This is a genomic window from Streptomyces sp. NPDC046308 (genome assembly GCF_055588065.1).
On sequence record NZ_JBVJFB010000010.1, the window covers coordinates 172,154 to 192,790 of the forward strand.

A 20,637-nucleotide genomic window follows, 5' to 3' on the forward strand; every position below is an offset into this window, starting at 1 on the left:
CGACGGAGGGGCCGGTCGGCGGCCCCATACGGTCAGTCCGCTGTCCGGCGCAGGACCAGGCAGAGGAAGCCGAAGCTGTCCCGGTACCCGTGCAGCCATTCCGAACGCGCCGTGTTGGCCGTCTCCAGTACCTGTGCGGCGGCCGGGTCGTCGGGGTGGTCCAGGGCCCATGCGGCCAGCGAGCCCCAGCAGGCCCACTCGTAGGCGTCCAGCTCGCTGCGGGTGCTGACGTGGCCGTGGACGGGGGTCCAGCCGTCGGCGACGACGAGGTCCACCGTGGTCGCCAGGTCGGCGAGGTCACCGAACATCTCGACGGCCTCGGGTGAGGGGGTGCGGTCCCAGAACGACTCGCCGATCAGTACGCGGCCTCCGGGGGCCAGGTGCCGGCGGGCGGCCGCGAGGGTGGGCAGGAGGCCGTCGAAGGCGTGGGTGGCGCCGATGCTGATCACCAGGTCGAACGGCTGGGTGGAGGTGAAGTCCGCGGCTTCCCGGTGGTGGAGGACCAGGCGCTCCTCGACTCCGAGGCCGCTGGCCGTCCGGCGGGCCTGGGTGAGGGCGACCTCGGAGACGTCGACGCCCTCGGCGTGCAGGAGCGGGCGGGTGGCCAGGGCGCGCAGGAGCCATTCCGCCGTACCGCATCCGAGGTCGAGCACGCGCTCGTCGCCCCGCGGCAGGCCGCGTTCGAGCAGCAGGGCGACCGATTCGTCGTCGAGCGGGGACTTGATCGGGTGTTCGGCATGGGCGATCTGGGAGATCTGTTCGCGGCTCATCGGTGCGGCGGGTCCCGTGTCGAGGAGCAGCCGCGCGGCCACCTCCGCCCCGTCGGTGCGGATGGTGTCGGCGACGGCCTTCGCCCGTGCCCGCGTCTCGGGGGTCAGGGCCGTTTCGAGGGCGGCGGACAGGGACGCGAGGGTGGGGGTGGGGCCGTCGTGTGCCGCGCCGATGCCCAGGTCGGCCACGCGGGCGGCCCAGTAGGGCTGGTCCACGAACTGGGGCACCACCACCTGGGGTGCGCCGGCCCGGGCGGCGGTGGTCGTGGTGCCGGCGCCGCCGTGGTGGACGACGGCCGCGACCCGACGGAACAGCGACTGGTGGTTGACGTCGCCGACGGCGAAACAGTCGTCCGAGTCGTCCACCAGGCCCAGGTCGGCCCAGCCGCGGGAGACGAGCACGCGGCGGCCCTGCGCGCGGGCCGCCTCGACGGTGGTGCGGGCGATGTCGGTGGCCGTGCTCATGGGCATGCTGCCGAATCCGACGTACACCGGTGGGGTACCGGCGTCCAGGAAGGCCTCCAGGTCGGCGGGCAGGGGGCGCTCGTCGGGCAGGATCCACGCGCCGGTCTGTACGACGTCGAGGTCCGGGAGTTCCTGCCACGGGCCGAGGACGGGGTCCACCGCCAGCCACGGCCGTTCGGTGAAGACGTGCGCGCGGACGTCGTCGACGGGGGCGAGGCCGAGCGCCGTGCGGTGGGCGTTGAGGGGCCGGCGGTAGAGGGCGTTGACCTTCTGGGTGTCCAGGTCCCACAGGGCCCGGCGGTCGGTCATGTCGGGCGGGGCCGGCGGGCCGGGCCGCGGCGGCGGCGGGTAGTGCGGGGAGGGCATCTCGAACGGGTGGAAGCCGGCGTAGACGTAGCGGATGCCCAGCTTCTCGGCCACCGAGCGGGCGCCGGCCGGCATCAGACCGCTCGCCACCAGCACGTCACAGCCCTCGGCCGCCCCGGCGACCGTGTCGAAGTGCGCGGCGACGAGTTCGGCCGCGAACGCGGCCGCGTCCGAGGGCGGTGCTCCCGTGCGCAGCGCGCGTACGTCCCGTCCGAAGGGCACCAGTTCGGCGCCGACGCCGGCCAGCAGTTCCGCGAACTCCTCGTCCGGTGGTGCGCACACGCGCACCTCCGCGCCGCGTTCTCGCAGCTGGGCCGCCAGTGCCGCCAGCGGGGCGATGTCGCCGCGTGATCCGTACGCCATCAACAGCACGCGCATGTCGTGATTCTCGTTTCTGTGGTGGGGGGGAGGAACGGGGGGTCTGTGGGTGAGGTCAGGTCGCGGGCACGTCGAGCTGGAACTCGTGGGTGCGCCGGTAGGAGCGGTATCCCAGCCGGTGGTTGACGGCCAGCATGTGGACGTTGTCGTCGGCGTTGTCCGTCTCGATCTCGACGACGTCGGGATGCTCGGCGCGCAGGCGCCGCACCATGGCGGACTTGACCCACAGCCCGAGGCCGTGGCCGCGGTGCGCGGGCACGACCGCCGTGTCGTACTGCTGGGCCCTCGGCCCGGACCCCTGGGGAAGGAGGATCTCGGTGTAGCCGGCGATGGTGCCGTCGTCGTGGACCGCCGCGAGGGTCAGCAGTGTGTCGCCGCGGTCGGCGACCACCTTGGCCATGGCGCGGACGCGGTCGGCGTCCCACGCGATGCTGCCGTAGTCCATGTCGCCGACGGGCATGTCGTTCATCGCGTTCTTCGCCGCGGCGAAGGCGTCGGCGAGCTCGTCGGGAACCGTGCCGCTCCAGTGGGCCGGCCGGTAGCCGGGGGGCGGGGTGTCGGCGGTTTGGGGCAGGTCGGTATCGAGGAGGCCGGTCGGGGGGAGGCCGGTCGCGGGCTTCTCGTCGAGGCGCAGGATGAGGTGATCCAGCGTCAGGACCCGGCGGAAGCCGCGCCGTTCGCCGAAGGCCTCGCCCGGGCTGTCGGCCGCGGCTGCCGCGATGAGGCTGCGCCGGTTCTCGGTGCGGCAGGCCGCCACGACCGCCGACAGCAGGAGGGAGCCGGTTCCCAGGCGCCGGTGTGCGGGGTCGACGTGCAGTTCCAGTTCGGACAGGTGCTCCTGGCCCGGGGAGGTGAACACCCGCAGGCCGGCGACCGCGACGGGGACGCCGTCGTCCGCCCCGATGGCCAGCCAGGTCAGCCGGCGGCTGCCCAGAGCGGGCTGGGTGAGCCGGGCGTGGATCTCTGCGGGGTCGGGGGCCGGTACGCCGGGCAGGTCGTGGGCCGTCGAGGCGGCGACGATCCGGTGCCACGCGGCGGCTTCGGCGACCGAGACGTGCTGGAGCTCGATGACATGTACGGGTTCGGTCAAGGTGATGGCTTTCGTGGTCGGGCCGGGTCGGGGCATCGGTGTCAGGGCGTGGTGTCCGGACTCCAGCGGTCGAGAGCGGCGTACGCCGGGATCCACCGGGTGGTGCAGGCGGCGTACGCGGGTGCGGGCAGGCGGGCGAGGAGTCCGGCCGCCGTCGATTCGTCGGCGCCGTCGAGCAGCCACGGCAGCAGCAGCGGTGCGTCCCGGTCGATGTGCCGGGCCTGGACCCGGCAGAAGTGGCCCCACTGTTGGGCCGTCAGCTCCCGTCGGACCAGCGGGAGCGCCGCTTCCTCCTCGTGTTGGAGGTGGCCGGCCAGGCCGCGGGTCAGGGCGTCGGCGAGCTGGCCCAGCCGCAGCGGGCCGGCGCCGGGGTCGGTCAGTGCGGCGTCGATGGCCTGGATCACCGGGGCGATGGCGGCGTGTTCGGCCTCCATGACCTCCAGGAGCGCCAGGTCCTTCGGCCGGCCGGCCAGGTTCTGCCGCAGCGGCGGCCACAGCGCCTCGTCCTCGGCCGTGTGGTGGGCGTGGAGGGCCTTCTTGAACAGCGTCCAGCCGGCGGCGGTGGCCAGCACCTGCCGCGGGTCACGGTCCGCGGCGGTGGTGACCCGGTCCAGGTGGGCCAGTTCCCGGCGCAGGGCGTCGTGCATCGCGTACGTCACGGTCAGGTCGAGGGCGTCGGCGTCGCTCATGGGCATGGTGTCGGGGGGGCTTGCGCGCGTGACTGCATGCTCCAAACGATCTTGCGGTTCGCACGTAAGATCAAGGAACATCTGTGCGCGGTTCGATAACCGCTGGGTTATCGACGAAGGGCCGGGCCGGTGGAACTGCGGGACATCGAGATCTTCCTGGTGCTGGCCGAGGAGCTGCACTTCGGCCGGGCCGCGCAGCGGCTGCACGTCTCCCAGGCACGCGTCAGCCAGGCCATCAAGAAGCAGGAACGGCGCATCGGTGCCGAGCTGTTCGCCCGTACCAGCCGTACGGTGCGGCTGACGGAGGTCGGCCGCCAGTTCCGCGACGATCTGCAGCCGGTCTACGCGGGTCTGCACGAGTCCCTGGAGCGGGCCCAGTTGGCGGCCCGTGGCATCACCGCAGAGCTGCGCGTCAGCCTGATGCCGTTCAACGTCGTGGATCTGCACCCCTATTGGAAGGCGTTCCGCGCGCGGTACCCGCAGTGGGGGCTCCGGATCCGCCAGGCGACCTTCACCGATGTGTTCGGCCAGCTCCGCAGCGGCGCGATGGACGTCATCGTCGCCTGGCTGCCGGTGGAGGAACCGGACTTCACCGTCGGGCCGGTCCTGTGCAGCGACTCGCGGATCCTCGCCGTGGCCGCCGACCACCGGCTCGCGCAGCGGGACTCGGTACGGCTGGAGCTGCTGGCCGACTTCCCGCACGGCACGGCTCTCGGCCTGCCGGATTACTGGGAGGACAGCTACCTGCCCTTCCACACCCCACGGGGCCGGCCGATCGAGCGCATCACGTCCGCGGCGTCGGACAACGCCGATCAGCTGATCAACCACGTCGGCATGGGTGAGATCATCCACACCTTCCCCGGGCACGTCACCCGGCACTGGGGCATGTCGAACATCCGATGGATCCCCATCCCCGACATGGCCACCATGCGCTTCGCCCTGGTCTGGCGGACCGAAGCCGAGAACGACCTCATCCGCGCCCTGGCCGACACGGTGCGGGACCTCGGCGTGTTCCGCTTCTGACGGGGCGTCCGCCGAGGGCCGTGGCGGCCCGGCCGAGTGGGCGGGGTTACTTGCCGGCCAGGCCCGCGTTGGCCCCGCCGCGCAGGTCCTGGAACCCCTGCGCGATGACGGCGGCCGGCTCCAGGCACGCGGTGCGGGTGTCCGCTGCCGTCGGCCCGGTGGCGCATCCCAGGGTGTGGTAGGTGCGGGCGGCGGTCTGGAGCTTGCGGGCGACGGAGTCGAGCGTCGCGAAGCCCTGGCGGCCGTCGATCTCGGTCAGGGCCAGGCCGGCGGCGTCGGACGTGGCGTCGGCGGCCGCCTTGCACGTGGCGGTGAACACCTGGGGCGATGACGTGGAGCAGGGAGAGTTCTCACCCGAGCCGAACTGCCGTTCATCCGCGGAGATGCGCTTCTCGACGGCGAGCTTCACCTTCTCGGCGGCCTGTGCCTTCGCCGAGAGCGGCGCCGCCGACGGCGCGGAGGAGGGGGCGTCGGAGGTGGCGGCGTCAGAGGTGGCGTCAGAGGCGGCGGCGGTGGCGGCCGGGGGATGGTCGGAGGGCTTCGCGCCTTCGGAGTCGCTGCATCCCGTGACGAGCAGCCCGGACATACCCAATACGGCGGCTGCGCGCAGCGCTTGCCACTTCATCTTTGCTCCCCCTGTGAACTGTCGCATCACCCTACCCGAGGGGACGGTTCAAGATCGAAGAGCTGACGGGAGCGGCTGCGGAGGCCTCAGGCCCGGCGGCGGCGGTGCAGGGCGTGCAGGGTGAGGGCGGCGGCCGCGGCGGTGGCGGTGAGGGTGCCCGCTGTCATGAATCCGTGGCGTGCGCGCCAGGAGAGCACCGACCAGCTGGACTGTGCGGAGAGCACCGAGCCCGTGCTGAGCCAGGAGCCGGCGCAGAGCAGGGAGAGGGAGGAGCCGATGGACGCGGCGGAGAGGGCCGAGCCCACCGAGCCGACCGACAGCACCGAGCCGACCGACCCGATCGACAGCACCGAACCCACCGATCCGATCGACAGGATCGAGTCCTTGGAGCAGAGGGAGAGGTAGGACCTGTCCTGTGGTGGGGGCATGGCACTCAGTGTGGCACGTGAGCGGTCCTCCGCATGTGCTGCCGCCGGGTGCGGCAGCACATGCGGGTGGTGTGGGCTGCCGGGTCAGATGACGCCCTGCGCCAGCATCGCGTCGGCGACCCGCTCGAAGCCGGCGATGTTCGCGCCGGTGACGTAGTCGCCCGGGGCTCCGTAGCGTTCGGCGGTTTCGTGGGCGACGGCGTGGATGGAGCGCATGATGGCGGCGAGCTCGTCCTCCACCCGCTGTGCGCTCCAGGCCACCCGGCCGGCGTTCTGGCTCATCTCCAGGGCGCTGACCGCGACTCCGCCGGCGTTGGCGGCCTTGCCGGGCCCGAAGGCGACCCCGGCGTCCTGCAGGATCCGTACGGCCTCGGGGGTGGTCGGCATGTTGGCGCCCTCGGAGACCGCCTTGACGCCGTTGGCGACGAGCGTGCGGGCGTCCTGCGCGTCGAGTTCGTTCTGTGTCGCGGAGGGGAAGGCCGCGTCCGCGGGGACCTCCCAGACCCGGCCGCCGGGCACGTACCGTGCCGAGGTCCCGCGGCGCTGCGCGTACTCGCTGACGCGGCCGCGTTCGACCTCCTTGACCTGCTTGAGCAGGGCGAGGTCGATGCCCTTGTCGTCGACGACGTAGCCCTGGGAGTCGGAGCAGGTCAGTGGGTTCGCGCCGAGCTGCTGGAGCTTTTCGATCGTGTAGAGGGCGACGTTGCCGGAGCCGGAGACGACGGCGGTCAGGCCGTCGAGGGATTCGCCGCGGACGTGCAGCATCTCGGCGGCGAACAGGACGCTGCCGTAGCCGGTGGCCTGCGGGCGGATCGCGGAGCCGCCCCAGTTCTGTCCCTTGCCGGTCAGGACGCCGGCCTCCCAGCGGTTGGTGATGCGCCGGTACTGGCCGAAGAGGTAGCCGATCTCGCGGCCGCCGACGCCGATGTCGCCTGCGGGCACGTCGGTGTGCTCTCCGATGTGCCGGTGCAGCTCGGTCATGAAGGACTGGCAGAACCGCATGACCTCGGCGTCGGAGCGGCCGTGCGGGTCGAAGTCGCTGCCGCCCTTGCCGCCGCCGATCCCGAGGCCGGTCAGGGCGTTCTTGAAGATCTGCTCGAAGCCGAGGAACTTCACCACGCCGATGTCCACCGACGGGTGGAAGCGCAGGCCGCCCTTGTAGGGGCCGAGGGCGCTGTTGAACTCGACGCGGTAGCCGCGGTTGACGTGGACCCGGCCCCGGTCGTCCTGCCAGGGGACGCGGAAGAGGATCTGCCGCTCGGGCTCGGTGAGCCGCTCCACCAGGGCCACGGCCGGGTCGGCGTACTCGGGCCGGGCGGTGAAGACGGGGGCCAGGCTCTCGAGTACCTCGCGTACCGCCTGGTGGAACTCGGGCTGTGCGGGGTTGCGGCGCTCGATCTCGGCCCGCAGCGCTTCCAGCCTGTCCTTCGAGTCCTTCACGTGTGTCCCTCCAGGGAGTGCGCGGTGCGCGGACGACGGCAGGTGCATGATGCCGGAGGGGCCGCGAGTTCCGGTCGATTTCGAGTGCAGCGCGCCCCGAACCCGCGCTTTCGGAAAAGTTTTTCCGGAGGACGACCCCTCTGCGGAGGCTATCGCGCAGGGCGCGGCTCTGGGGAAAGCTTCTGTCCCGCGGACAAAAAACATTCCCCCGCGCCGGTGCCCGGCCCGTGCGGGCTGCCGTGGCTGTCGTGAGCGCTCAGGCGTCGCGTCCGACGCCGCGGTCGGGTGCGCTCATGTCCCCGGTGGCGGGGATGCCGTCGGCGAGCCCGTAGCGCAGGTACACGCTGCCCTTCGGGCCGGCTGCCGGGGGTGCGAGGAGGGTGAGGTTGGTGGGCACCGCGCCGTCCTCGAACACCTTCTTCCCGACGCCGAGCACGATCGGGTGCACCCAGAGGTCGAGACGGTCGAAGAGCTTCTCGCGCAGGAGGCTCTGCACGAGGTTCAGGCTCCCGACGACCTTCACGTGCGCGTGCCGGTCGCGGATCTCGCGCACCGCGTCGGCGAGGTCCGGGCCGAGCTGCGTGGACCCGGCCCACGTGAGGTCGGGCCTGCCGCGGGAGGCCACGTACTTCGGGACGCTGTTGAAGAGCGTGGCGATCTCGCCGTCCTCGCCGCCCTTCTGGTGGGGCCAGTAGGCGGCGAAGATGTCGTACGTCCGCCGGCCGAGCAGGAGGGCGTCGGTGCCCTCGTAGGCGGCGCCGACCTGCGCCCCGGCGACCTCGTCCAGCAGGGGTGCCTGCCAGCCGCCGAAGGGGAACCCGGCCGGGTCCTCGTCGGGGCCGCCGGGCGCCTGCCCGACGAGGTCGAGGGTCGCGAACAGCTCGATTTCGATGAGGCCCATGGCGTGCTCCCGGTGAGTGGTTGTCTCCGTCAAGGGATAGACCTGCGGATGCCCGTGTACTCATCGCCGCGCCGGGCCCGATTTCACCCGGCCGGGCGGCCTCGGAACGCCCCTGCTTGCGGACCGTTCCGGTCCGCGATGGGCGCGGGATCGGCGCGGCATGACACCCGGCCGGGGAGCGGGGGCGGACGGCCGGCTCCGTTCGCCAGAGCGCTGTGCCCTCGTTGCGCACATATTCTGGGAAGTGTGATCGAGTCTGGACGGCCGTGGCTGCGCCGGCACTACGGCCGCGGGTGGCTGGTACGGCTGTCGCCGGTCATTCTGACCGTCGTGATCGCCAGCCTGGCCTACGGCACCCCGCGGGAGATGGCCTTCAGCCGGCTCCTGCCCGCGGCGCCGGCCCTGGCCGCCGCCATGTGGCCGGTCCTGCCCACCGTCCTGCTCGGGACGGTGTGCCTCTTCCTGATGATCGGCCTCGGCTTCCTCTTCCCCGATCTGGGCACGTGGTGGACGGCCGCGGGGATCATCGCGGTCACCGTGGCCGCCGCGTACGGAAGCCACGTCCGGCTCCAGCGGGAGCGCACCCTCTTCCAGGTACGGCTCGTCGCTGAGGCGGCGCAGCAGGTGGTGCTGAGCCCCATGCCGCACCGCGTGGGGAACATCGAGATCGAGTCGCTGTACCTCGCGGCCGCGGCGGAGGCCCGCATCGGCGGGGACTTCTACGAGGTGGTCGACACGCCGTTCGGGGTCAGGCTGCTCATCGGTGACGTGCGGGGCAAGGGCCTGCCGGCGGTGGGGGCGGCGGCGGCGATCGTCAACGCCTTCAGGGAGGCGGCCTACGGCGAGGTCGACCTGGTCGAGGTCGCGCGCAGGCTGGACGCCAGCAGTACCCGTTACAACGCCGCCTTCGCCCCCGACGGGCCGATGGAGCGCTTCGCCACGGCCCTGCTCGTCGAGATCCCGCGGGCGGGCGGCCGTATCGACATCCTCAACTGCGGACATCCCCCTCCACTGCTCCTGAACCGCGGGAAGCTCCGTGTCCTGGAGTCCGCCAACCCCTCGCCGCTGCTCAGCCTCGCGGAGCTGATCGGTGATCACTACACCGTCGACACCTTCGATTTCTCCCCCGGTGACCTGCTGCTCCTCTATACCGACGGGATCGCCGAGGCCCGTGCCCGCGACGGCGAGTTCTTCCCGCTGGCGGCGTGGATGGGCCGGCAGCCCCCGACGCCGCCGCGCGAACTGCTCACGGCTCTGCACGGCGACCTCCTGCACTACAGCAGGGGACGTCTTGACGACGACATCGCCGCCCTCGCCGTACGCCTGTCCGAGCCCTGAGGCGCGCAGTGCCGGTGTGGAGTCCCGGTGCGCGGTCCCGGGGGTGCGGTCCGGGTGTGTGGTCCGGTGTGCGGTCCGGTGTGGGGGCCGGGCGCTCGTCTCACCGGTGCGGGGCCGCCGGCGGGGTGGTGCGGGTGTCCGGGGGGAGGGCCAGGCCGGTGGGGGTGTTGAGGCCGGTGGAGTTCAGGGTGCTCTGGGTGCCGTTGGGGCGGACGCGCAGGACGCGGTTGTGGAAGGCGTCGGCCACGTACAGGGTGCCGCGGGCGTCGACCGCGAGGCCGAGCGGGCTGCTCAGGCCGGTGGCGGGGACGGTGGTCTGGGTGCCGGTGCCGGCGGCGAGCCGCACCACGCGGTTGTTGCCGCTGTCGGAGACGTAGAGGTCTCCGGTGGCGCTCAGGGCCAGCCCGGTGGGCTGCGAGAGGCCGGTGGTGGGGACGGTGCTCTGGCCGGTGCCGTCGGCGGGCACCTTCACCACGCGGTCGTTGACGAAGTCGGAGATGTAGAGGTCACCGTCGGGTTCCAGGGCCAGGCCCCAGGGGTGCAGCAGGCCGGTGGTGGGGACGGTGCTCTGGCCGGTGCCGTCGGCCGGCACCTTCACCACGCGGTCGTTGAAGCTGTCGGCGATGTAGAGGTCACCGGCGGGGTCGACGGCCAGGCCCAGGGGACGCGAGAGGCCGTCGGTGGGAACGGTGGACTGGCCTCCCTTGTTCGGGAGCAGCCGCACGACGCGGTTGTTGCCGGTGTCGGAGACGTAGAGGCTGCCCGTACGGTCGAAGGCCAGGCCCGTCGGGCGGACCAGCCCGTCCAGGGGGAGGGTGTCCGGGTCGCCGCCGTCGGGGGGCAGGGTGACCACGCGGTTGTTGCCGTAGTCGGAGACGTACAGCGGCAGGGCGGTGTGCGGGCGGGCGTCGTGGGGCTGGGTGTCGCCCACCGCGCGCGCGGGCAGCGCGCACAGCAGCAGGAGTCCCGTCACGGCGGCGAGGCCGCGGGTCAGGCGGTTGCGGCGGGCGGGCGCGGGAGGTGGCTGTCCGTGTGAGCCGGCCGGGACGCGTTCCACGATGCACCCACCCCTTCACCAAGCGAGGGCCGGCCGGCTGCGGTGCCGGCCCGGTCGCGTCGACCCTAGGCGGCGGGCGCGGGCCGGTCCGCAGCCACGCCATCGGCGGCGACGCGGGCCACTCCAATGCGCTGCCCCACGCGTTCACCGTCCGGGGGCGGGGTGGGCGGGGTGGGGCGGGGTGGGGCGGGGTGGGGCGGGGTGGGGCGGGGTGGGGCGGGGTGGCCCGCCGGTGCGGGCCACCCCGCGGGCATCACTTCGACTGGTAGACGCCGAAGACGTCGAGCACCAGGTCGGCGTCCTGGTAGCCCTGGTTCCAGAAGGTGATGACGCCGTGGTCGCCGTCGCTCGCCTGGACCAGGTTGGGGACGGTCTCGCCGGCCGTCCAGTTCAGGGTGGAGGAGCCGGGGCGCGGTGCGGTGGGTGCGGCGGGTGCGCCTTGCGCCGGCAGCGGGTGGGGGCTCGGTGCCACCGAGAGGTATCCGGTGCCGCCGGTGGCGGTGACGGTGGTGTTCAGCACGTAGGCCTCGACGCCCGTGGTGGGCTCGGGCGTGAACCCGTGCGTGATGTACTCGCGGGCCCGGAACCGGCCGCCGGGCCAGCCGTAGGCCTCCTCGCGGGTGTCGAGGGTCCGGAAGGGGGTGAAGGGCAGGAAGGCGGCCTTGCTGTCCTTGCTGTAGTAGCCGACGACGTCGACCACCACGTGGGCCGCGCTCCAGGACCCGTTGAAGACCTTGATGGTCCCGTCCGCGGCCACCGGCACGATCACGGCGTTGGCCACCGTCTGGCCGGGTGCGAAGTTCAGGTTCGACGCCGTGGGGACCGGCCCGTCGCCGGAGAAGGCGGTCAGGTGGCCCGGTCCGCCGGGTTCGGTCACCGTGACGTTCAGTGCGACGGCGGTGATGCCCTGGGGCACGCCCTGCAGGCCGCCGATCCGGGTCGTGAACGCGGTGCGCGCGGCGAGCTTGCCCCGGGGCGCGCCGAGGCCTTCGCGGGTGTCGACGAAGCGGGCGGGCGTCATCGAGGTGTAGCCACCGGCCGCGGCCCGGGTGAAGTAGCCGGTGACGTCGGCGATGAGGTCGACGGGCTGCGGGCCGCCGTTGTAGAGCTCCACGTACCCGTCCTCGCCGACCGGCACGATCACCAGGTTCGGGACGGACCGGCCGGCCGTGTAGTTGAGGTTCGAGGTGCCGGGGCGCTCGTAACCGGTGCCGGGCCAGGCGGTGACGTACCCGCTGTCGGCGGTCTCGGTGACCGTGACGTTGAGGGCGACGGCGGTGACGCCGGCCGGGACGGCGGCGTTGCCGGCGATCTTCACCCGGACGGAGCCCAGGCCGGGGACCTTGGCCGCGGGTGCGCCGGTGCCGTCGCGGGTGTCGAGGAGCCGGGTGGGGGTGTGCGGGGTGAAGTCGGAGCCGGGGGTGAGGAAGGCGCCGCCGTTGGCGGCCTGGACGGCGTTGGCGGTGTCGGTCACCGTCACCTTGACCTGGTACTCGCCGGACTTGTCGTACGTGTGCGTGTGGTGCAGCTCGGTGGTGCCCTGCGCGGTGACCGTGTCGGTCTTCCCGTCGCCCCAGTCGACGACGACGCCGAGGGCGAAGTCGGCGCTCGTGATCAGGGTGGTGAGTTCGATGCCGTGCGCGGTGTAGCTGGTGCCGCTGACGTCGACCGCGAGGGCCGGGTTGGCCCCCGCGTCCGCCGCGGCCGGCGCGGCCGGCGCGCTCTGGGCGCTCTGGGCGCTCTGGGCGCTCTGCGGTGCGGCGGTCTTGGCGTTCGTCTTGCCGTTCGCGGCGGCGGCGCCGGGCAGGGTGGTGCGGATCGTGCGGTCGGCCGGGCTGTGGAAGCCCTCGGAGGTGGCCGCCTTGGCTATCGCCTCGGCCACGCCGGCCGCGGCGGGTACGGGATCGGCCGCCTGCGCGGTGCCCGGGATGATGCCGAGACCGGCTGCCACCAGGGCAGCGGTCATTACGAGTCGGTGGTTGCGCACCGGCCCCCCAGTTGTGGTGATGAGCGAGAAGAGGGGCCAACGTACGTAAGGTTCCGGCCAAGGGTCACGGGATCCCGGCGGCATTCACTCCATAGGGGCCAAGGCTTTACCGGCTGTGCGGTTTGTGATCGACGGCTCCCGTTCTCGGCCGTGCCCGCCCGGGACGCGCGGCCGGCCGAGGCGTGGGCGTCACAGTGGGGTCGGACCCGCGTGTACGGGGGTGTCGGCGTGGCGGAGTTCGGCGAGCAGCTCGCTCTGTCCGGCCAGCAGTTCGGTGAGGATGCGCCGTGCGGCCCGCAGGAGTTCCGCGACGTCGCCGCCGGCGAGGGCGTAGCTGACGGTGGAGCCGTCACGTATGGAGACCACGATGCCGGACCGGCGCAGGACCGCGAGCTGTTGGGAGAGGTTGGACGGTTCGATCTCGATCTCGTTCAGCAGTTCGCGTACCGGTACGGGGCCGTTCTGGAGCAGTTCCAGTACGCGGATGCGGACGGGGTGTCCGAGCATGCGGAAGAACTCCGCCTTGGCCTGGTACAGCGGCACCTGCATGCGACAACACTCCCAACCGGGTTCGGCTTTTCCTGAGCTGGCGGTCAGACCTCCATCCTCCCGCTCCCTGGCTCCGGTCCACCCGTGGCTGATCACTTTCAGATGTGCCGAGTTGAAGAGTCTTTCAACTCGTGGGCGTGCGGAGCCGGGAAGCAGGAGGGACGGTTACAGCTCCAGTTCCGCCTCGATGCGCTTGAGCTGGTGCCTGGCCATGGCCAGGTTCGCCCTGCCCTTGTCCAGGACGATGTAGAGGAACAGGCCGTTGCCCCCGCGGCCCTTGATCAGCCGGATGAGGTGGTACTGGCTGCCGAGGGTGATCAGCACGTCCTCGATGTCCTCCTCGATGCCCAGCATCTCCATGGTGCGCAGCTTGGCCCGGATCACGTCGGTGTTCCCGGCCGCGGCCACCGTGAGATCGAGGTCCTTGCCTCCGCCCAGCGTTCCGAGGGCCATGCCGCTCGTGTAGTCGACCAGTGCGGCCCCCACGCTCCCCTCGATCGAGGTCATCGCTTCCTTCAGAGACGTCTCGACACTCACCATCGGTACTCGCTCCCTCGGCTCTTGACGGCCCCGGCCGGCTTCACGACTCCGGCCGGGTGATGACGGACGACGCTACCCACTGGCCGTCAGGAGGGCGGGGAAGATCCGATATTCGGCGGGAAACGAACCTTCGCGACCGGCCTCGTTGCAGAAATCGCCCGGCGCCGCCGACCGGATGGGGTCAGCCTTCGCCGCCGTGCGGGCGGCGGCCGAGGGGCAGCAGGTACTGCAGGGGCTGGTCCGGGTCGTGGAGGCCGAGGAGTTCGTGGGCCAGGTCGTCGTGGAAGCCGCCCAGCGGGGTTCCGCCCAGGCCCAGGGCCGACGCCGTGAGCAGCAGGGTCTGGGCCAGGTGGCCGGTCTCCAGCAGGGCCAGGCGCAGCGCGCGCAGTCCGTAACGGCGGCGCAGCAGGCCGAGGTCGGCGTAGAGGGCGAGGACGACGGGTGCCTGTTCGACGCCGATCCAGTCCGGGTCGGCCGAGGGGCGCGAGAGGTAGGTGGACAGGGCGGTGATGTCCTCCAGCGGTGCCACCGGGCCGATGCGGCGCAGGGTCCGGCGCTCGGGGACGCAGTCGTAGGTGCCGGCGGGGAGCCCGGCGACGTCGAGGACGAGCAGGCGCACGCGTGCCGTGTGGAGGGCGCCCGCGCTGGGGTAGGGGCGGTGGGCCAGGGTACGGGTCGTGCCGTCGGCGAGGCGCTGCTCGCTGCGGCCGCTCTCGGCGAGGGAGTGCCACAGCAGGGCGCCGAGCGTGCCGGCGTCGAGGGGGCCGGTGAGGGCGCCGCGGAGCGAGGAGCGGGCGGCGAGGACGGCGCCCAGGGACACCTGCGGCAACGGGTCGGCCGGCAGGGGGACTTCGGCGGCCACCGCCGGGTCCGGGGCCGCGGTCGGTTTGTCGTCGGCGGCGGTCGGGGCGTACGGGCGCAGTGCCGAGTCCTCGCCGCGGCCGATCTGGAACTTGCTGCGTTCCAGGTACTGCACGTCGGGGGCGGTGTGGCCGGGCGGGAAGAACCCGGCCGGTGCGTCGCCGGTTTCCAGCAGGGTGCGTGCGGCCAGCCGGCACACGGCCCGTTCCTCGTCGGGACTCACGCCCAGCCGGTTGAACAGCATGTGCAGCTGCGAGCCCCACACCGCGGCCCGGGTCCGCTCCCCCAGGTGGTCGAGCCGCGCGTCGGCCTCCCGGACGTGTTCGGCCCAGTACGCCGGCCAGGGCGCCGCCGTGCCGGCCCGGAGGCGCGCGTACAGGTCGGCGGCGCGTGCGGTGAGGGTCGTGCGCTGCGCCGCGTGGACGGTGTTGACGCGGGTGTGGATCGCGGCGGCGGGCAGCAGCGGCACCTCGGTGACCCAGCGCCAGCCCGCCGCGTGCGCGCGCAGCCAGCGTGCGGCGGCGAGCCGGTCCAAGCCGAGCGCGTACGCCGTGGTGTGGGCGAGGTCCGCGGCCGCGGTGAGCCGGGACGCGGCAGCGGACCCGGCGGGCAGGGCCCGAAGGACGTCGAGGGCGGTCCGGGTGGAGGCGCCGAAGACCGCCTCGGCGACGGGCAGCGCCCGCGGTCCGCCGTAGCGCCGGGTCTCGGGTGCGTAGGGCACGGTGTGGACCTCGCCGTGCCGGGAGGGCCAGGGGCCGGGGACGGCGGGTACTTGCCGGGCCTGACGGGCCAGCAGGTCGGGGAGTTCGGGCAGCGGTGCGGTGGTGCGGACCCGGATGCGTACGTGGGGGCCGTCCTGTCCGTAGCGGATGAAGAACCAGTCGGCGGCTTCGCCGGCGGCGACCAGGCCGTCGAGGAGCGGGGCCGCGTCACCGGTCAGGAAGCGGTCGGTGTCCTCGGTGGTGGAGTGCAGGAAGAGGTGGTGGCTCTGCCAGGTGCCGGCGGCGGTGCCCGTGCCGGTGCCCGCCTGGATGTCGGTGTCGGTGTCGGTGTCGGTGTCGGTGTCGGTCGTCGTCACGTCGTCCGGTCCTCGTCGTCGCGGGTCGGGTCGGGTCGGGTCAGGGGAAGGGGTGCGGGTGCAGGGGCAGTTCCCCGTGGCGTGCGGGCCGGCCGGTGCGGCCCAGCCGGTGGGGTACGTCCAGCAGCCGGGGCAGGCCGAGGGTGCGCCGGTTGACGTGCCCGAAGGTCATCGGGAGCGCGCCGGGGACGACGGCCTTCACGCAGTGCAGGCCGAACCGCTCGCGCAGCCCCGGCTCGCTCTGGTCGACGGTGATCACCTCCAGGCCGGCGCGGGCCAGCCGCTCGACGGTGCGTGTCAGGAGGTCGGAGAGGTCGGGCACCGGCTCGGGGGCACCGGGCCAGGCCTCGGCGGCCGCCACGGTCGGGGTGTCGGCGAAGAGGAACTCCAGGCGGGGGGCGGCTTCGGGCAGGGTGTTCAGTCCGACGTGGTCGTCCAGGGTCAGCACCAGTTCCGGGCGTTCCAGCAGGGGCCGCAGCCGTGCCCGATCGCGCGGGCCGCCCTCGGCGAAGGAACGGTGCGGTGCCTCCAGGACATTGGTGACGGCCTCGGCGACGGCGGAGCGGATGGCGGCGCGCGGATCGTGGTGGGCGCCCGCCGCGAGGAACATCCGCGGTGCGTCCGGGTGGCCGCCCTCGTAGCGGCAGACGGCCAGGACGGCCGGGATGCCGAAGTCGTTGGTCGCGTCCAGGAGGAGGAGCCGGTAGCCGGCGGCCGCCGCCCGGTCCGCGAGCAGCAGGGTGTCGGTGTCCTCGGCCGGCAGGCGGACGCGGCGCAGCGGGGTGGCCGCGTACCAGGCCATGAGGAAGGCGTCGCGTTCCGCGACCTCGAACAGTCCGTACAGGGCGGCCTCTTCGGGGCTGTTGCCGAGCCCGCAGCCGTTGGAGGACTCGTAGACGACGCGCGGCCGGTCCGGGCCCGGCACGTCCCAGTACGCGACGTGTTCGGGGACCGCGGTCGGCCGGTGGTGGGTGAGGGACCAGCCGCGCACCCAGTGGAGCGGCAGGTCCGGGGTGTAGGGGACGGTGGGCGAGCCGGGGTGGCCGTGGTGGGCGGGGTCGGGCAGGCCGAGCCGTTCGGGGTCCAGGGCCCGCTCGGGGCCCAGTTCGGCGAAGGAGGCCAGCAGGTCGGTGCGGCGGCCGGTCGGGCGCATGCCCGCGTACCGTTCGACGGCCTCGAAGAGGGCGATGCGCTCGCTGTCGGCGAAGGTGCGGGCCCGGCCGTGGCCGCCGTCGTCGACGGACCGGCCGTCGGTGACGATCGCGCTGGTGAGGCTGAACGCCGAGTCCTCGGAGCGGCGCAGCAGCCGCACCGGCCCGAACCGCTCGTCGTACAGGGCGGCCCGCAGTGCGGCGCCTGTCGTACGGGGGTTGGGGCCGCGCAGGACGGCCGGGTCGGGCAGCGGGCGCGGCGCCGAGGGCAGCGGGCTGAGGGGGGTCTGCGCGTCGGAGGGCAGCGGGCGGCACACGTGGCAGCCGCCGATGGGGCGGACGTGGTGGGTGGACCAGGTGCCGCGGCCCTGGTGGACGATGTGGACGACGGCCGGGTCCGGATCCTCGGGGGGCGATTGCGGGTCGGGGTGGTCGAGGAGGTCCTGTACGAGGGCCAGGGCGGCCGGGGTCAGGGCCGGTGAGGGCACTCCGGCCAGGGTCAGCTTCGGGCTCTGCCACGGGACCCGGCCGCCCGCGGTGGCCAGGCGCTGGTACTCGGTGCAGACGAGGCAGGCCGCGGCGTCCGGCCGCAGCACCGGCCCGATCACCGCCAGGGCCCCGTCGAAGCGCACCGGGACCAGGGCCACGGGCCGGCTCAGGGCGTGGCGGCTCAGTTCCTCGGCGAGGCCGAGCGTCCAGCGGGTCAGCAGGACCGCGGCCCGGCCGGTGGTGGCCGCCAGGGCGGCGGGGGCGTCCAGTACGGGGACGGCGCCCGGCCCGGCGGCGGCCGCAGGGCCGGCCATGGGGGCGGGGGCGGCCATGGGGGCGGGGGCGGGCGTGGGGGCGGGGGCGGGCGTGGGGGCGGGGGCGGGCGTGGGGGCGGGGGCGGGCGTGGGGGCGGGGGCGGTCATCGGGTCTCCTCGGCGGTGCGCAGCACGGTGAAGCCGAAGGAGCGCAGCAGGCCGGCGGGTTCGGGGTCCGGTGCGCCGTACGGGGTGGGGGCGGCGGGGCCGGTTGCGGACAGCCGGTGCAGGGTGTTCTGGAAGGTTTCCTCGCGCGCGGCCAGGTCGGCGAGCCAGCCCCCCGTCCAGCCGAGGTCTTCCCAGGCGGCGGTGCGCGCGCCGGCCGCCGCCAGCGGGGCGAGCGCCGCGCCGGAGGGCCGGGGGCGGGCGGCGGGCGGTCCGGCCGCGGCGGTGCAGGTGGCGGTGACGGCGGCCAGCGCGGCGAAGGACGCGGCGTCGCCGGGCGTGGCCTCGACGGCCTCGCCGAGCAGCGGGCCCGGCCCGCGCCCCGGTTCCTGCGGGGTGTGGCGGACCACGGCGTGGTAGGCGTGCGCGCGGGGGGCCGCCCGGTGCACCTCCAGGCGCGCGGGGACGGCGAGCCGGTCGGTCAGGGTCGTCCACCAGTGGCGCAGCTGCGGGTGGCCGGACCATCGGGTCGGGTCCACCGCGGTGCGGCCGTCCGGAACGGCGGCGGCAGCGGCGGCGAGGCGGCGGGCGGCAGCGTGGCGCAGGGCGCGGCCGCGGGCGTGCACGGGGTCGGCGCCGACGGTGAACTCGCCGTCTCCGAGGAGTAGTTCGGCGGCCCGGCAGAACAGTTCCAGCCGGGCCAGGTCGAGGCGGGGCCCGCCGCCGGTCAGGGTGCGGGGCGGCCCGGCGGCGCCGGTGGCGGGGCCGGGCAGGGTGCAGGTGGCGAGGGGTACGGGGAGTTGGGGCAGCTCCCCCGGCAGCGGGCCGGGCAGGGGTCCGCAGCGGTGCTCCCCGAGGGCGGTGATCCGCCGCAGCGCCTCGGTGAGGTCGGCCGGGGGTGCGAGGCGGACGCGGCGGTCCGCGTCGATGTGCTCGGGGCCGAGCCAGCTGTGGTGGTCGGCGCGCGCGGGGCGCAGGTCGGCGAGGAGGACGGCGGGGATGCCGGGGAGCAGCCGCGGGTCCTCTGCCTCGGCGGCCGGGTCGGGCAGTCCGGCGGCGGCGCACAGCAGCCGGTGGGCGGCGGCGCCGGCCAGCAGTGCGGCGAACGCGCCCGGCGCCTGGTGGGGTTGCGGCGCGCCGGCGTCCCCGGCGGCGGCGAGGCGGGTTTCCAGGGCCGCCGCGTCGGCGCGTGCCTGGGCGGCGCTGCCGGGGGCGGTCACGTATCCGGTGGCGCCGCCCTGTCCGGCCGCGACGGCCCGTTCCCGGCCGGCGCCGCGGACGGTGAGCAGGACCCGGTCCCCGGGCAGCCGCGGGTCGGGGGTGCGGGTGACGGGCAGCCCGCAGGCCTCCAGTGCCCGTACGGCGGCTGCGGCGGGCGGGGCGGCCGGGTCGCGGGCCAGGACCTCGGCCCGGGCGGCGGCGAGGGCGGCGGCCGCGTCGGCGGGGCGGGCGGCCGTGGCGTCGATCCACCGCGCGACGGCGGGGTGCACGGCGCCGGCGGGGTCCGGGGTCCCGGCGGCAGGCGGCGCCGGGACCAGGAGGTCGTGGTCGGCGAGTTGGCCGACGAGGGTGTCGACGGCGACGCGGACGGCCGAGCCCGGCTCCAGGCCCTCCCGGAACGGTGCGAGGCGGCCGGCGCGCAGGGGTTCCTCCAGCAGGCCCCACACCACCGGGACGGCGGTGCTGCCCTCCAGGGTGACGCCGGCGCGCCGCCCCCGCAGGTGCAGTCCGGCGCGCAGCGGGGTGACGGCGGTGCCGGGGCGCAGCCGGCCGCCGCCGGCACGGTCCTCGCCGGTGTCCGCGCCGGTCATGTCCGGGCCTCCACCGCGTCGATGACGGCGCCGATCTCGGTGCGCCAGTCGCAGCCGGTCAGGGCGGGCACGGCGCGGACGACCAGGTGCGCGGCGAGGTAGCGCTCCAGCGGGCGGACGTCGCAGACGGCCAGCAGCCGGTACAGGGCGTTCGTACAGGCCCGGTGGACGAGGTAGTCGGGGCGGCTCCACATGGCGCCCTGTGGGTCGGCGCGGCGCAGCAGTCGGTGGAACTCGCTGTAGCGGGTGCGGATGTCCTGGTTCCAGCGTTCGTGTGCGGCGGCGTCGCCGGTGGCGGCTGCCCGGACCCGGTAGGCGAGGGGATCTCCGTGCAGGTCGGCGCCGGCGTCGTGGCGTTGCCGCGTGAGCTGCCAGGCGTCCTGGGAGAAGCCGGCCCAGGCCTGTTCCCAGTCGTCCGCGCGGCCGTCGGCGATCCGTGCGACGAGGGCGGTCGCGGTGTCCCCGGCCTGCTCCCCGTGCCGTTCGAAGGTGGCGCGCAGTCTTCCGTCCGGGTCGTCGTGGAGCAGGAAGTCCTCCAGGTGGGAGACGTAGGACCAGTGGCCGCCCGTCAGGCCGCCGGGGTGGGCGCAGGCGTGGGCGGCGAGGGCGGTCACGGCGAGGCGGAGCCGGGCCCGGTCGGTGTCGCCGTGCCGGCCGAGGAAGCCGGCGCCGGCCCGCAGGGCGTCCAGGCCGCGGCGCAGCAGGTCCTCCCGCAGGGCGGTGCCGTCCGCTCCGAGCAGGCCCCGTACGGAGGACCGGTCGACGGGCTCGATCCGGACCGTGTTGTCGGGGATGAGCGGCCCGTAGGGCGGGGCGATGAGTTCGGCCCGTCCCGCCTGGGCGGCCCGTTCGAGGAGCTGGGCCTCGGTGAGGTCGCTGTGTGAGGGGTGCGCCTGCAGCCAGGCGCGGATGCGTCCGGCCGCGGTGGCGGCGGTGGCGGCGACCCGGGCGGGATCGGTGCCCTGCAGGCGCAGGCGCAGGTGCGGGCCGTGCAGCCAGTGCCGTTCCACGTGGGCCGCGGTCCCGTCCGCGGCGGCGTCGGCGGCGAGCGGCAGCATCACCTCGCGCAGCAGCGGGGCCTTGACGGGGTGGTGGTGGTACGCGACGACGTCCAGCGCGCCGCTGTCGCGCGGGTCGTCTGCGGCGGGGGCTCGGGGGTCGGGGGACGGCATGTCCGGCAGG

Annotated in this window: 17 protein-coding genes and 1 pseudogene; 2 read left to right on the forward strand and 16 right to left on the reverse strand. The window is 74.3% G+C overall.

Annotation, left to right across the window (positions count from 1 at the left end; all coding sequences use genetic code 11):
• Positions 1 to 32: 32 nt before the first annotated feature.
• The 4 genes and pseudogenes from ACZ6JT_RS32365 to ACZ6JT_RS32380 form a co-directional block, all read right to left on the reverse strand.
• On the reverse strand, positions 33 to 770 hold the full coding sequence (locus ACZ6JT_RS32365) for an SAM-dependent methyltransferase (protein ID WP_469215515.1): 738 nt from the start codon (positions 768 to 770) through the stop codon (positions 33 to 35).
• A gap of 18 nt (positions 771 to 788) precedes the next feature.
• Positions 789 to 1,979 (reverse strand): annotated as a pseudogene (locus ACZ6JT_RS32370) (glycosyltransferase); the annotation flags it as partial.
• 55 nt (positions 1,980 to 2,034) lie between these two features.
• The gene (locus ACZ6JT_RS32375; RefSeq protein WP_469215328.1) at positions 2,035 to 3,069 is read right to left on the reverse strand and encodes a GNAT family N-acetyltransferase; all 1,035 of its coding nucleotides are present in this window, start codon (positions 3,067 to 3,069) and stop codon (positions 2,035 to 2,037) included.
• A gap of 41 nt (positions 3,070 to 3,110) precedes the next feature.
• Entirely contained in the window at positions 3,111 to 3,758 is a 648-nt protein-coding gene (locus ACZ6JT_RS32380) for a hemerythrin domain-containing protein (RefSeq protein WP_469215330.1), read from the reverse strand.
• Positions 3,759 to 3,887: 129 nt separating this feature from the next.
• On the opposite strand from ACZ6JT_RS32380, the gene ACZ6JT_RS32385 reads away from it, so the two are divergent.
• On the forward strand, positions 3,888 to 4,781 hold the full coding sequence (locus ACZ6JT_RS32385; protein WP_469215333.1) for a LysR family transcriptional regulator: 894 nt from the start codon (positions 3,888 to 3,890) through the stop codon (positions 4,779 to 4,781).
• A gap of 46 nt (positions 4,782 to 4,827) precedes the next feature.
• On the opposite strand, the gene ACZ6JT_RS32390 is transcribed toward ACZ6JT_RS32385, so the two are convergent.
• From ACZ6JT_RS32390 to ACZ6JT_RS32405, 4 genes are all read right to left on the reverse strand, one after another.
• Positions 4,828 to 5,406: a hypothetical protein gene (locus tag ACZ6JT_RS32390; RefSeq protein ID WP_469215335.1), complete on the reverse strand. Its 579-nt coding sequence runs from the start codon at positions 5,404 to 5,406 to the stop codon at positions 4,828 to 4,830.
• 86 nt (positions 5,407 to 5,492) lie between these two features.
• Positions 5,493 to 5,834, reverse strand: coding sequence for a hypothetical protein (locus ACZ6JT_RS32395; protein ID WP_469215337.1), 342 nt, complete (start codon positions 5,832 to 5,834; stop codon positions 5,493 to 5,495).
• An 84-nt stretch (positions 5,835 to 5,918) separates the two neighbouring features.
• The gene (gene gdhA, locus ACZ6JT_RS32400; protein ID WP_469215339.1) at positions 5,919 to 7,274 is read right to left on the reverse strand and encodes an NADP-specific glutamate dehydrogenase; all 1,356 of its coding nucleotides are present in this window, start codon (positions 7,272 to 7,274) and stop codon (positions 5,919 to 5,921) included.
• Positions 7,275 to 7,530: 256 nt separating this feature from the next.
• Positions 7,531 to 8,175 carry a dihydrofolate reductase family protein gene (locus tag ACZ6JT_RS32405; protein ID WP_469215341.1) on the reverse strand — a complete coding sequence of 215 codons (645 nt, stop codon included), beginning with the start codon at positions 8,173 to 8,175 and terminating at the stop codon, positions 7,531 to 7,533.
• A gap of 246 nt (positions 8,176 to 8,421) precedes the next feature.
• Here ACZ6JT_RS32405 and ACZ6JT_RS32410 point away from each other — a divergent pair, with 246 nt between their 5' ends.
• Positions 8,422 to 9,513, forward strand: coding sequence for a PP2C family protein-serine/threonine phosphatase (locus tag ACZ6JT_RS32410; protein WP_469215343.1), 1,092 nt, complete (start codon positions 8,422 to 8,424; stop codon positions 9,511 to 9,513).
• Positions 9,514 to 9,613: 100 nt separating this feature from the next.
• Here the strand turns inward: ACZ6JT_RS32410 and ACZ6JT_RS32415 are convergent, their stop codons facing one another.
• From ACZ6JT_RS32415 to ACZ6JT_RS32450, 8 genes are all read right to left on the reverse strand, one after another.
• The gene (locus ACZ6JT_RS32415) at positions 9,614 to 10,570 is read right to left on the reverse strand and encodes a virginiamycin B lyase family protein (RefSeq protein WP_469215345.1); all 957 of its coding nucleotides are present in this window, start codon (positions 10,568 to 10,570) and stop codon (positions 9,614 to 9,616) included.
• 253 nt (positions 10,571 to 10,823) lie between these two features.
• Complete coding sequence (locus tag ACZ6JT_RS32420; RefSeq protein WP_469215347.1) at positions 10,824 to 12,536, reverse strand: PKD domain-containing protein; 1,713 nt, start codon at positions 12,534 to 12,536, stop codon at positions 10,824 to 10,826.
• A 210-nt stretch (positions 12,537 to 12,746) separates the two neighbouring features.
• Positions 12,747 to 13,106: an ArsR/SmtB family transcription factor gene (locus ACZ6JT_RS32425; protein WP_469215349.1), complete on the reverse strand. Its 360-nt coding sequence runs from the start codon at positions 13,104 to 13,106 to the stop codon at positions 12,747 to 12,749.
• 165 nt (positions 13,107 to 13,271) lie between these two features.
• Positions 13,272 to 13,646: a hypothetical protein gene (locus ACZ6JT_RS32430; protein WP_365478084.1), complete on the reverse strand. Its 375-nt coding sequence runs from the start codon at positions 13,644 to 13,646 to the stop codon at positions 13,272 to 13,274.
• 181 nt (positions 13,647 to 13,827) lie between these two features.
• Positions 13,828 to 15,585, reverse strand: a complete 1,758-nt coding sequence (locus tag ACZ6JT_RS32435) for a thiopeptide-type bacteriocin biosynthesis protein (protein ID WP_469215351.1) — start codon at positions 15,583 to 15,585, stop codon at positions 13,828 to 13,830.
• Positions 15,586 to 15,625: 40 nt separating this feature from the next.
• The gene (locus tag ACZ6JT_RS32440) at positions 15,626 to 17,647 is read right to left on the reverse strand and encodes a TOMM precursor leader peptide-binding protein (protein WP_469215353.1); all 2,022 of its coding nucleotides are present in this window, start codon (positions 17,645 to 17,647) and stop codon (positions 15,626 to 15,628) included.
• On the reverse strand, positions 17,644 to 19,455 hold the full coding sequence (locus ACZ6JT_RS32445) for a hypothetical protein (protein WP_469215355.1): 1,812 nt from the start codon (positions 19,453 to 19,455) through the stop codon (positions 17,644 to 17,646). The genes ACZ6JT_RS32440 and ACZ6JT_RS32445 overlap by 4 nt, the downstream gene beginning before the upstream one ends.
• A complete protein-coding gene (locus ACZ6JT_RS32450) occupies positions 19,452 to 20,627 on the reverse strand; it encodes a lantibiotic dehydratase C-terminal domain-containing protein (RefSeq protein ID WP_469215357.1) in 1,176 nt (391 codons plus the stop codon). Before ACZ6JT_RS32450 ends, ACZ6JT_RS32445 begins: the two co-directional genes overlap by 4 nt.
• Between the last annotated feature and the right edge of the window lie 10 nt (positions 20,628 to 20,637).